At 65.6% G+C, this 12,153-nt stretch carries 11 protein-coding genes; 7 read left to right on the forward strand and 4 right to left on the reverse strand.

Annotated elements, in window-relative coordinates; all coding sequences use genetic code 11:
- Positions 1–51: 51 nt before the first annotated feature.
- Positions 52–423: an NUDIX domain-containing protein gene (locus Q2M23_RS35120; RefSeq protein ID WP_316398478.1), complete on the reverse strand. Its 372-nt coding sequence runs from the start codon at positions 421–423 to the stop codon at positions 52–54.
- A 179-nt stretch (positions 424–602) separates the two neighbouring features.
- Between Q2M23_RS35120 and Q2M23_RS35125 the strand changes: the two genes are divergently transcribed.
- From Q2M23_RS35125 to Q2M23_RS35140, 4 genes are all read left to right on the forward strand, one after another.
- Positions 603–1,829, forward strand: a complete 1,227-nt coding sequence (locus Q2M23_RS35125) for an aminotransferase class I/II-fold pyridoxal phosphate-dependent enzyme (RefSeq protein ID WP_316398479.1) — start codon at positions 603–605, stop codon at positions 1,827–1,829.
- 16 nt (positions 1,830–1,845) lie between these two features.
- A complete protein-coding gene (locus Q2M23_RS35130; protein ID WP_316398480.1) occupies positions 1,846–4,326 on the forward strand; it encodes a DNA translocase FtsK in 2,481 nt (826 codons plus the stop codon).
- A gap of 100 nt (positions 4,327–4,426) precedes the next feature.
- Positions 4,427–5,245, forward strand: coding sequence for an outer membrane lipoprotein carrier protein LolA (locus tag Q2M23_RS35135; RefSeq protein ID WP_028335823.1), 819 nt, complete (start codon positions 4,427–4,429; stop codon positions 5,243–5,245).
- A gap of 246 nt (positions 5,246–5,491) precedes the next feature.
- The gene (locus Q2M23_RS35140) at positions 5,492–6,307 is read left to right on the forward strand and encodes an exodeoxyribonuclease III (protein WP_028335822.1); all 816 of its coding nucleotides are present in this window, start codon (positions 5,492–5,494) and stop codon (positions 6,305–6,307) included.
- 177 nt (positions 6,308–6,484) lie between these two features.
- Here Q2M23_RS35140 and Q2M23_RS35145 read toward each other — a convergent pair whose 3' ends face one another.
- Both Q2M23_RS35145 and Q2M23_RS35150 read right to left on the reverse strand, forming a co-directional pair.
- Complete coding sequence (locus Q2M23_RS35145) at positions 6,485–6,925, reverse strand: cyclic nucleotide-binding domain-containing protein (protein WP_316398481.1); 441 nt, start codon at positions 6,923–6,925, stop codon at positions 6,485–6,487.
- Positions 6,926–6,982: 57 nt separating this feature from the next.
- Positions 6,983–7,669: a response regulator transcription factor gene (locus Q2M23_RS35150; protein WP_016841446.1), complete on the reverse strand. Its 687-nt coding sequence runs from the start codon at positions 7,667–7,669 to the stop codon at positions 6,983–6,985.
- Positions 7,670–7,910: 241 nt separating this feature from the next.
- Here Q2M23_RS35150 and Q2M23_RS35155 point away from each other — a divergent pair, with 241 nt between their 5' ends.
- On the forward strand, positions 7,911–8,450 hold the full coding sequence (locus tag Q2M23_RS35155; RefSeq protein ID WP_253638231.1) for a L,D-transpeptidase: 540 nt from the start codon (positions 7,911–7,913) through the stop codon (positions 8,448–8,450).
- A 104-nt stretch (positions 8,451–8,554) separates the two neighbouring features.
- Positions 8,555–9,340 (forward strand): hydratase, encoded by a 786-nt coding sequence (locus tag Q2M23_RS35160; protein WP_316398482.1) that lies wholly within the window; start codon positions 8,555–8,557, stop codon positions 9,338–9,340.
- 61 nt (positions 9,341–9,401) lie between these two features.
- Here the strand turns inward: Q2M23_RS35160 and Q2M23_RS35165 are convergent, their stop codons facing one another.
- Positions 9,402–10,106, reverse strand: a complete 705-nt coding sequence (locus Q2M23_RS35165; protein ID WP_057020325.1) for a YggS family pyridoxal phosphate-dependent enzyme — start codon at positions 10,104–10,106, stop codon at positions 9,402–9,404.
- Between the two features lie 109 nt (positions 10,107–10,215).
- On the opposite strand from Q2M23_RS35165, the gene Q2M23_RS35170 reads away from it, so the two are divergent.
- Positions 10,216–11,907: a diguanylate cyclase domain-containing protein gene (locus tag Q2M23_RS35170; RefSeq protein WP_076833669.1), complete on the forward strand. Its 1,692-nt coding sequence runs from the start codon at positions 10,216–10,218 to the stop codon at positions 11,905–11,907.
- The last annotated feature ends 246 nt before the right edge of the window (positions 11,908–12,153 follow it).

Here is a 12,153-nt window from a genome sequence, read left to right on the forward strand (position 1 = left end):
CGCGACAACATCGGCCGCCTGCAATAATTGGCGACCACGGCCACGTCCGACCTATCCGTTTGCACACAACCAAGACCACCAGCGGAAGCAATCGAGCACGCGCGCCTCGGCCTCGTCGGCCATCACCGGCGTGAAGCGATCCGCGTGAACGATCCGGTATTCCTCTTTCTGGGAAATCCGCCTGCCGCCCCAGTTGAAGGTGTGGTGCCGCCGCCATATTGCGGGCCCGGGCTCGAAATCGATCAGCCCCAACTCCTCGGCCAGTTCCCGCTGCAACGTCGCTTCAGCCGTCTCGTCGCCCTCGACGCCGCCGCCCGGCGCGATCCAGAAGCAGTCGCCGCCGTGCGGCGGGCGAATCCGCATCAGCAGGACTTCGCGCTCGCCGGTGATGATGAGCGCCCGGACGGCGCGGCGGTGGATCATGTCTCGGAGCAATTTCGATGCGGTGCCTTGGGATCAGCGCGGATATCACGCGTCGGCCGATCGTGCCGCACCGCCGATGGTTAATCGCGTCTTAACCTCGCCCTATCTATGGTGACTTGATCGGTTTACGGTCGGCGCCCCTACCCTCCGACCGCAGTGAAAGTGCTGGCATTTCAATCATGGCAATGACCGCCTCATCCGGCTTGGCGCAGGGCGCCGGCGATGTCGCATCCGCCGGCCAGGCCGAGCGTTCCCCTTTCCTGCGCACGACCGAGCTGCTGGCGCCGTATCAGCCCGCCAAGCCCTTGATTACGCTGTCATTAGGCGAGCCGCAGCACCCGGTGCCCGATTTCGTCGGACCGGTGCTGGCAAAGCATACCGCCGAGTTCGGCCGCTACCCGATCGCCAAGGGCATCGAACCGTTCCGCCGCGCCGTCGCGATATGGCTGGGAAGCCGGTTCCAGTTGCCGCGACCGGTCGATCCGGAGAGCGAGGTGATGGTGCTGAACGGCAGCCGCGAGGGGCTGTTCTTTGCCGCGATATCAGCCTCGCGCTACGTCGCGCCGCGCAAGGGCCGGCCGGCGATCCTGATGCCGAACCCGTTCTATCCGGCCTATGGCGCCGGCGCCCGCGCGGCCGGCTGCGAGCAGATCTACCTGCCGACCACGCTCGCTAACGGTTTCCTGCCCGACCTCGATTCGATCGACGAGGCGACGCTGGCGCGCACCGTCGCGTTCTTCATCGCCTCGCCCGCCAATCCGCAGGGCTCGGTCGCCTCGCGCGCCTACTTCACACGGCTGAAAGAGCTCGCCGATCGCTATGGCTTCATCATCCTGAGCGACGAGTGCTACTCGGAAATCTACACCCGCGAGGCGCCGGGCAGCGTTCTCGAATGCGCCGGTCCCGACTTCAGCAATGTCGTGGCGTTCCAGTCGCTGTCGAAACGCTCGAACCTGCCGGGCATGCGGGTCGGCTTCGCCGCGGGCGACAGGAAGTTTCTGGCCGCATTCCACGAGCTGCGCAATGTCGCCGCACCGCAGGTGCCGGTGCCGCTGCAGCATGTCGCGGTCGCCGCCTATAGCGACGAGGCGCATGTCGAGGAGAACCGCAGGCTCTATCGCATCAAGTTCGATTTCGCCGACCAGATCCTCGGCAACCGCTACGGCTACAAGCGTCCCGCCGGCGGCTTCTGCGTCTGGCTCGACGTCTCCGAGCGCGGCGGCGACGAGGCTGCGGCGGTCAGGCTCTATCGCGACGCCGGCGTGCGCGTGATTCCCGGCAGCTATCTGGCGCGCCAGCAGACCGACGGTTCCAATCCGGGCGCGGGCTATATCCGCCTTGCGCTCGTCTCCGACAGTGAATCGACGGCCGAGGCGATGCATCGCCTGGTCGAAACCCTGGGTTAATCGCGAAGCGCGAAGATTGAGTATGCCAGCGATCGAACGTGTCATCCCCCTGGTCGGCCATCTGCCGCTCTCGCTCCGCGAGGCGCTGGCGCGACGGCTGCGCGAACTCACCGGGCTCGGCCTGATCGCGCTGTCCGGCGCCATCACGGCGGCGCTGATGACCTGGTCGGTGCAGGATCCGTCGCTGAGCCACGCCACCTCGCGCGCGATCCGCAACGTGCTCGGCTATCCCGGCGCGATCGGCGCCGACCTCCTGATGCAGATTCTCGGTCTCGGCGCGATCATGCTGCTGCTGCCGGTCGCGGTGTGGGGCTGGCGGATGCTGACGCATCGCCCGTTCGACCGCGAGGCGCTGCGGCTCGGCTGCTGGATCCTGTGCACGGTGATCGCGGCGGGCTTCGCCAGCTGCTGGCCGCACAACACCGCATGGCCGCTGCCGACCGGGCTCGGCGGCGTGGTCGGCGACGCGCTGCTGCGTGCGCCGGCCGTCGTGTTCGGCCCGCCCGGCTTCATCTATCGCGTCGTGCTCGGCCTGATCCTGTTCGTCGCGATGGCGGCAAGCTTCCTGTTCGCCTGCGGCTGGGGTGCCAAGGAGCAGGACGACGAGCTGACGCCGATCTCCGACGACGACGAGCCGTTCGTCGAGGAAGAAGACAACGACCGCAGCTCGGTCTCGCTGGGCTGGCTGTTCCATGCGCTGATGAGCGCCAAAGCGCGGCTCGGCTGGCTGCTGACCACCGCCTACAAATCGCTGGTCTCGAGCGGAGCCCAGAGCCGCAGCGCTGCGTTCGAGCGCCAAGAGCCGAATATCGGCGGCGGCCGCTCGGCGCCCTCGATCGCGCCCGCGCATGAAGACCATGATGAGGACGAGGCTGAAGCTTTCGACGACGATGAGGAAGAGGAGGACGAGGAGGACGAAGCTCCCGCCGCCCGCGCCCCGCGCAAGAAGGCCGAGCCGAAGCCGAAGAAGAAGAATTCCGACAAGTTCGAGCTGCCCTCGGTCTCCGTGCTCAGTGCGCCGAAGGCCAGCGATCGACAGCCGCTGAGCAAGGCCGAGCTCGAAGCCAATTCGCGCTCGCTCGAGGGCGTGCTGCAGGACTTCGGCGTGCGCGGCGAGATCGTCAAGGCCAATCCCGGCCCGGTGGTCACGCTGTACGAGCTCGAGCCGGCGCCCGGCATCAAGTCGTCGCGCGTGATCGGGTTGTCCGACGACATCGCGCGCTCGATGAGCGCGCTGTCGGCCCGCGTCGCGGTCGTCGCCGGCCGTAACGCGATCGGCATCGAGCTGCCCAACGCGCATCGCGAGAAGGTCTATCTGCGCGAGCTTCTGGTCGCCAAGGAAAGCGTCGATTCGGTTGCGAAGCTGCCGCTGTGCCTCGGCAAGACGATCGGCGGCGACCCCGTCATCATCGATCTGGCGCGCACGCCGCATATGCTGATCGCCGGCACCACCGGCTCCGGTAAATCGGTCGCGATCAACACCATGATCCTGAGCCTGGTCTACCGGCTGCGGCCGGATCAATGCCGCCTGATCATGGTGGATCCGAAGATGCTCGAACTCTCCGTCTATGACGGCATCCCGCATCTGTTGACGCCCGTCGTCACCGATCCGAAGAAGGCGGTGGTGGCGCTGAAATGGGCCGTGCGCGAGATGGAAGAGCGCTACAAGCGGATGGCCAAGCTCGGCGTGCGCAACATCGACGGCTACAATGCGCGCCTGGTCGAAGCCAAGGCCAAGGGCGAAGAGCTGACGCGCACCGTCCACACCGGCTTCGACAAAGAGAGCGGCAAGGCGATCTACGAGGAAGAGAAGCTCGACCTCGAGCCGCTGCCCTACATCGTCATCATCGTCGACGAGATGGCCGACCTGATGATGGTCGCCGGCAAGGATATCGAAGGCGCGGTGCAGCGCCTCGCGCAGATGGCGCGCGCCGCCGGCCTGCATGTCATCCTCGCCACGCAGCGTCCGTCGGTCGACGTCATCACCGGCACGATCAAGGCGAACTTCCCGACCCGGATCGCCTTCCAGGTGACGTCGAAGATCGACAGCCGCACCATCCTTGGCGAGATGGGCGCCGAGCAGCTGCTCGGCCAGGGCGACATGCTCTACATGGCGGGCGGCGGCCGCATCAGCCGCGTGCACGGACCGTTCGCCTCGGACGAGGAAGTCGAGAAGGTCGTGCGTCACCTCAAGACGCAAGGCGCACCGGAATATCTCGAAGCCGTCACCGCGGAAGAGCCGACCGACGAGGACGGTGCCGTGTTCGATGCCACCGGCATGGGCGGCGACGGCGGCGGCGATCTGTTCACGCAGGCGGTTGCGATCGTCAAGCGCGACCGCAAGGCGTCGACCTCCTACATTCAGCGCCGGCTGCAGATCGGCTATAACCGCGCGGCCTCGCTGATGGAGCGGATGGAACTTGAGGGCATCGTCGGTCCGGCGAATCACGCCGGAAAGCGCGAAATCCTGGTCGGGGAGGAAGAAGGCCAGTTCTGATCGGGGACGATCATCACGGAAAAACCATATCTCCCTCGGAAGAGGCGGGATAAAATCCGGCGCAGCGGGACGAGCGTCGAACAGAGACCTGACATATCTGATGGCAAAACACCTCATTGACCGCGGCACGCGCACCGCGCTGGCTCTTCTCGTCACCGCCGCGATCGCCGGCGCTGCGACTGCGCAGAATGCGCCGCCCCCGAAGCCCGCGCCCAACGCCGGATCCAAGGCTGCGCCAAAGAAGGACGCCGGCGCGCAGACCAATGCGGACAAGGGTCCGACGACGACGGGCGCCACCCAGGCACCGCCGAACCCGGTGATTCCCGATCCGCGCCGCAACGTGCCCGCCAACATCTTCCAGACCTTCGACGCCAACCAGAAGGCGCAGGCCGCCAAGGTCTCGGCCTATCTCTCGTCGCTGCAAACGCTGGTCGGAAATTTCGTCCAGGTCGGCCCCGACGGCACCAAGACCAAGGGCGATTTCTACATCCAGAAGCCCGGCAAGCTGCGCTTCGAATATGACGATCCGAGCCCGATCGAGGTAATCGCGGACGGCTCCTCGGTCGCGGTGCGCGACCGCAGGCTCGCCACCCAGGACGTCTATCCGCTGTCGCAGACCCCGCTGCGCTATCTGCTGTCGGACCGCATCGACCTGATGAAGGACACCAACGTCATCAGCGTCACCGCCGACGACGTGTTCGTCAGCATCACGATCGAGGAAAAGCAGGCGCTGGTCGGCACCAGCCGCTTCCTGCTGATGATCGGCGCCAAGGACGGCAAGCTCAAGCAGTGGACCGTTACCGACCCGCAGGGCTACGACACGACAGTTGCGGTCTACAATCTCGACGCGACGCAGAAGCCCGATCCGGCGCTGTTCAAGATCGACTTCACGACCTATCCCGGCACCTCGCCGGGCTGACCGCCTTTCCTTCTCCCTCGCCCCGCTCTTGCGGGGTCGAGACGAGCGAAGCTCGCTCTTGGAGGGTTGGGTGAGGGGCTGCCTCCACGAATCCGAAAGACGCGAGTACGCGGTGAGTCCCTTCACCCGGATCACATTGCGCTTCGCTCCATGCGATCCGACCTCTCCCCGCAAGCGGGGCGAGGTGGGAGCCTCCCTGTGGACAATTGAAATCCGCACCGAGAACCGTGCTAAGACGCACCTCTCATGCGGTTCTCCGTCACCACCTGGAACATCAACTCGGTGCGCCTGCGCATCGACACCGTCGCCAAGTTCATCAAGAGCGCGCGGCCGGATGTGCTGTGCCTGCAAGAGACCAAATGCATCGACGATGCGTTTCCGCTCAAGCGCTTCAAGCGGCTCGGCTATGAGCACGTCGCGCTGAACGGACAGAAGGGCTATCACGGCGTCGCCATCGTCTCGCGCCTGCCGTTCGAGACGACCGACATCAGGACGTTCTGCGACAAGATCGATTCACGACACATCTCGGTGTCCTTCGGCGAGAAGGCGCAGCTGTCAAAGCCGCTGGTGCTGCATAATTTCTACGTGCCGGCCGGCGGCGACATTCCCGATCCCGCGCTCAATCCGAAATTCGAGCACAAGCTGCAATTCCTCGACGAGATGAAGGCCTGCGAGCCGCTGCATCCGCGCGGCGACGACCGCCACATCCTGGTCGGCGACCTCAACGTCGCGCCGCATGAGAACGACGTGTGGTCGCACAAGCAGCTGCTCAAGGTGGTCTCGCACACGCCGGTCGAAACCGAGAAGCTGCTCGCCGCGCAGGCGCATGGCGAATGGTTCGACATCGCGCGCGAGCGGATCCCGATGTCGGAAAAGGTCTACACCTGGTGGAGCTACCGCGCGGCGGACTGGACCGTCGGCGATCGCGGCCGACGGCTCGATCACATCTGGGTCTCGCGCGCGCTGAAGGATCAGGTCAGCGATTTCAAGATCACCCGCGACGCCCGCAGCTGGGAGCGCCCGTCGGACCACGTGCCGGTGACGGCGGTGATGGAGGTTTAAGGGCGCCGCCGACCCTCGACCCGTCATCCTGAGGAGCGCGGAACGCGCGTCTCGAAGGGTGCACGGCCCGGCTGGTGGCCGTCGACCCTTCGAGGCTCGCCCAGCGGCGCAATTGCGCCGCAAGGCTCGCACCTCAGGTGACGGTTTAATGAACTTGCGGAATGACGCGCGGAAAGATCACGTACTCAGCTTCCCGCCCGCCATCAGGATATCGCTTGCGAGCTGGCTGGTGCGCAGCGCGAGCTCGTCGCGCAGCCGAAGGGCCGCGGCGGGATCGCTTTCCAGCACGCGCTGGAACAGGCTACGCGCGACTCGGATCACCGAGCCGCGCTCCAGCGCGGTGGCGGTCGATGGCCGCTTCATCGCGACGATCAATGCGAGCTCGCCGATCAGCGCGCCGGGACCGGCGATGATCTCGGCGCCGCCTTCCTCGACGCGGAAGGTGCCGCGCTGCACGACATAGCCGGCATCCGCAGCGTCGCCGGCCCTGAACAGCACGTCGCCTGCGTTGAAATCACGTTGCTCGGAGCCGATCGCCAGCATGCGCAACGAGCTCTCGCCCAACAGACGCATTGTCGGGACGCGCTCGAGCAGGGCTACGTCATCATCGATCGACATTCAGGTCCGGTAACCGCGGTGCGCCTCGATTTCACGAATCGTTGAGCGCAAAGCGTATCACGGCACCAGCTTGTAGCCACCGGCTTCCGTCACCAGGATTTCCGGGTTGGCGGCGTCCTTCTCGATCTTCTGGCGGAGGCGGTAGATGTGGGTTTCCAGCGTGTGGGTGGTGACACCGGAATTGTAGCCCCAGACTTCCTGGAGCAGGGTCTCGCGCGACACCGGCATCTGGCCGGCGCGGTAGAGGAAGCGGAGGATCGCGGTTTCCTTCTCGGTCAGCCGCACCTTCCTGGCATTGGCGCCGGTCAGCATCTTCGAGCCGGGCCGGAACGAGTACGGACCGACCGAGAACACCGCGTCCTCGCTGGCCTCGTGCTGGCGGAGCTGCGCCCGGATCCGGGCCAGCAGCACCGCGAAGCGGAATGGCTTCGCCACATAGTCGTTAGCGCCGGATTCGAGCCCCAGGATCGTATCGGAATCGGTGTCGTGGCCGGTCAGCATGATGATCGGAGCCTTGAAGCCGCCCTTGCGGAGCGAGCGGACCACTTCGCGGCCATCGGTGTCGGGCAGGCCGACGTCCATCAGGACCAGATCGGGGGAATTGGCTTTGGCGGCAGTGGCGCCCTTGGCGCCGGTGTCGACTGCGGAGGCTTCGAATTCCTCGTGCAGCGACAGCTGCTCGACCAGCGTATCGCGCAGATCGGTATCGTCATCCACGATCAAGATCTTGCGGGCATTGGCCATAGGTACAATCCTTCGGGGGCGGGCGGTCAGAAGCAGAGGACGCTTATGGCCGTAACATCGGCTAGATATGTGTTCAGGTAGGCGATTGTTACCGATTCACAAGGCAACGCAGTCTACCTCAAATCCGGCGGGGCAGGACGTGAATGTCCTGTAATGCCGGGAGATAGGATGTTCTGAACCTCCAAGGCAAGCTCAGTTTGGAACGATTCTTAGGGGAAGGTCAGCTATTTCAATCACTTATATGACAGCCAAACGTGATCGCCCGCTCTCCATCATCGAGGTCCGAGCAGCCGCCGGCGACCCGCGCCGGGGCTGGCTGTCGGCTGACGGCTGGACCGTGCCGGTGGCGCTCGGGCGCGGCGGAATCCTCGCCAACAAGCGCGAGGGCGACGGCGGCACGCCGCGCGGCGTCTTCCATCCGCGCCAGCTCTGGTGGCGCGCCGACCGGCACCAGCGTCCGACGACTTTCCTGCCGACCCGGCCGATCCACCGCGAGGACGCCTGGTGCGAGGACCCCGCCGACCGTCACTACAACCAGCCGATCCGGCTCGATCGGGCGCAGGGCGGCGACCGCCTGACTCGCGAGGACCATCTCTACGACTTCATTATCGAGATCGATCACAACGCTGCACCGCGCGTCGCCGGCCGCGGCAGCGCGGTGTTCCTGCATCTGGCGCGGCCGAATTTCTCGCCGACCGCGGGCTGCGTCTCGATGACGAAGACCTCGATGCTGCGGCTGTTGCGGCGGATGTCGCCGCAGACCCGGATCGTTATTGGGTAGGGTAGTGGAATAGCTCAGCATCGGTTTTCCCACGCGACAGACGCGACGCGTTTGTGCTGAGATCGTGCACAACAGAAAATAATTCCCGCGGGGAGCGAAACAGCATGCTCGACAACAACAAGATCGCCGCCGCCTCGAAGGTCCTGCACGATCACTGGCACGCCGGCACCAAGCTCGCAGCGCTCGATGTCGCCATTCGGCCGCGCGATCGCGCCGAGGGCTATGCGGTGCAGGCCGAACTGGAAAAGACGTCGCGCAAAAAACTGTTCGGCTGGAAGATCGCGGCGACCAGCGCGGCCGGCCAGAAGCACATCAATGTCGCCGGACCGCTCGCCGGGCGCATCCTTGCCGAGACGGTGATACCGGATGGCGGCACCGCGTCGATGCAGGGCAACGAGATGCGCGTCGGCGAGCCGGAATACGCCTTCCGCATGGCGCGCGATCTCGCGCCGCGCACGACGCCGTACAGCATGCAGGAGGTGCTGGAGGCCGTCGGCACGCTGCATCCGGCGATCGAGATTCCGGATTCGCGTTTCGCCGATTTCGTCGCCGCCGGCGAAGCGCAGCTGATCGCCGACAATGCCTGCGCGCATCTGTTCGTGCTCGGACCCCCAACCTCAGCCGACTGGCGCGCGATCGACCTGGTCGAGGACCGCCCGGTCATCACGCTGCGCGGCGAGCGCTATATCGGCCACGGCAAGAACGTGCTCGGTGATCCCTGCGCAGCGCTCGCCTGGTGCGCCAACGAGCTGCGCGCGCTCGGGCTGACCTTGCGGGCAGAGGAAGTCGTCACCACAGGCACCTGCCATCCCCCGCTGCCGATCACCGCCGGCGATAAATTCGCCGCCGATTTTGGCGCGATCGGAAAAGTGTCGGTGCGGTTCGTGTAGGCGCCGCGCACGCGCCACACACACCGCTGTTCTCCCTGCTTTCGAAAGCAGGGGACGACAGTCAGTTATGCGGCACCGTCCGCGTCCCGAAGATCGCCGAGCCCACCCGCACGTGGGTCGCCCCCATCTGGATCGCCACCGCGAAATCCGCGCTCATGCCCATCGAGAGATTCGTCAGCCCGTTGCGCGCGGCGATCTTGGCGCAGAGCGCAAAGTGCGGCGCCGGCGCCTGGTCGACCGGCGGGATGCACATCAGTCCTGATATCTGCAGGCCGTAGGTGTCACGGCATGCCGCGATGAAGGTATCCGCGTCCTGCGGTGCGACGCCGGCCTTCTGCGGCTCCTCGCCGGTATTGATCTGGACGAACAGTTCCGGGTGCTTGCCTTGATTTTTGATTTCCTTGGCTAACGCTTCGCAAATGCTGGCGCGATCGACCGAATGGATCGCATCGAACAGCGCGACGGCCTCCTTGGCCTTGTTCGACTGCAACGGTCCGATCAGATGCAGCTGCAATCCCGGATGAGCCTGGGTTAGCGCCGGCCACTTGCCCTTGGCCTCCTGCACGCGATTTTCGCCAAATACGCGCTGTCCGGCGCCGATAATCGGCAAAATTGCGTCGGCCGCGAACGTCTTCGACACCGCGATCAAGGTCACCGACGTGCGGTCGCGCCGCGCTTCCTTGCAGGCATGGACGATCTCGCGTTCGACGGCGGCGAGGCCATGTGGTGAATCGGCCGGTAACGGCGTGGTCGGGCTTTGCGTCATGCTTGTGCCGTTCTCTGACAGGTGCGGGGGGTTGGCTCGAATTTTACCAAATTCGGGAAAGGCTTTTTGAAGCCCTGCATTCTAACTTGCGCACGGGCAAGGGAATAGAATGTCGGGCGTTACTTTCAACCGCAACCGGGTCAGGCTCAAGAAGGTTCTGGGAATTCGTGCCCGGCTGGCCTTGCTTGCGCTGATGCTGGTCGCGCCCCTGATGCTGGACCGCGTCCGCACGCTGGAGGATTCCCGCAGCAAGCAGATCGCGCAGGCCGCGGCCGGCTATGCCAGCCTCACCGCGCATGCCGCGGAAACCCAGCGCGAGGTGGTCTCCTCGGTCGAGACCATGCTGAAGTCCGCAGCCTACATCCGCGCTTCCGGCGGCATCGCGCAGAGCTGCGAGGTGCTGCGCGCCAGCCTGCCGACGGTGCTGCCCTGGATCCGCAGCATCATGTTCGTCTCCAGGGACGGGCTGGTGCAGTGCTCGACCCTCAACGTCCAGGTCGGCCTCAATGTCGGCGACCGCGAATATTTCAAGAAGGCGCAGGACAACCGCGACTTCGTGTTCAGCGACTATCTGCGCGGCAGGACCAATGGCCGCCCGATGATGATGGCCGCGTATCCGGTGGCCGCGATCAATCCGGAGCAGGATGCCGTCGTGGTCGCCGGCATCAATATCGACTGGCTGTCGCAGATCATGGCCAATCTCGGCGGCCAGCCCGGCATGTCGGCCGTGCTGGTCGACTCTACCGGCGTCGTGATCGCCGCGCCCGCCGATCATGCGAGCCTGATCGGCCGCTCGCTCGACACCATCCCGCTGATGGCAGCGATCGCCGAGAAGGCGCTGAGCTATGACGAGCCGTCCGGCTCGGTGTCGTTCACCGCGTCCGACGGCGCACAGCGCACGCTGAGCTTCGCGCGCATCGCCGGCACGCAGTCCCGGCTGATCGTGAGCATGGACGAGGCCAAGGTGACGGCGGCGATCAACCGCGAGATCCGCACCGCCTATCTGCAGCTTGGATTTGTCTGCCTTTTCGTCTTGTTGGGCGCCCTGGTCGGCGCCGAGCGGCTCGTCATCCATCCGATCGAGCTGATGACCGGCATGGCGCGGCGGTTCGGCGAGGGCGACTGGTCGGCGCGCGTCGCCAAGCACAAGCTGCCGGCGGAATTCGTGCCGCTGGCGCGTGCCTTCAACGCGATGGCGGCGCAGCTCAGCCAGCGCGAGCGCGAGCTGGTCGCCTCCAACGATCGTCTCACCGTGATGGCCTCGATCGATGCGCTGTCCGGCCTTGCCAATCGCCGCGGCTTCCAGAGCCGGCTCGACTTCGAGTGGATGCGGGCGCAGCAATATGAATGCGAGCTGTCGCTGATGATGATCGATGTCGATCACTTCAAGCTCTACAACGACACCTACGGCCATCCCGAAGGCGATGCCTGCCTGACCCGAATCGGCGAAGTGCTGTCGGGGATCGCCGCCGACACCATGGGCTTCGCCGGCCGCTATGGCGGCGAGGAATTCTGCCTCTTGCTGCCGAACACCGACGCCGCGCATGCGCTCGCGATCGGCGAGACCGTGCGCACCGCCGTGCTCGGCCTCGCCGTGCCGCACGCGTCCTCGAGCCACTGCGTCGTCACCGTCAGCGTCGGCGTCGCGACGACCAGACCGAACGAGACCCAGCGCCCCGGCGACCTGATCGAAGCTGCGGATGCCGCCCTCTACGCCGCCAAGCGCCGCGGCAGGAACGCCGTGATCGAGCACGGCTTCCTGCAGACGCTGGACGAAGCCGGGATGGCGCTGGCGAGTTGAGATCGTGCGTGATCGAGCCGCGCCATGAGCGCGGAACCATGACCATCGGCGACGCCGCATATTCAGCGTCGTCCTGGCGAAGGTCAGGACCGATTACCCCCACCGTTTATTATTGCGCGAAGCTGGGGCCACGATCCCTTCCTCGAAAAAGCTCTGTGGTCCAGGCCTTCGCCAGGACGTCGAGGAGGCTGCAGACGGCGCCCCTGCGACAGCGGCAGGGCGGCTGCGCGAGGGGATGGGACGTTT

The sequence above is a fragment of the Bradyrhizobium sp. 33ap4 genome, assembly GCF_032654765.1.
In the GTDB taxonomy this organism is placed as follows: domain Bacteria; phylum Pseudomonadota; class Alphaproteobacteria; order Rhizobiales; family Xanthobacteraceae; genus Bradyrhizobium; species Bradyrhizobium australafricanum.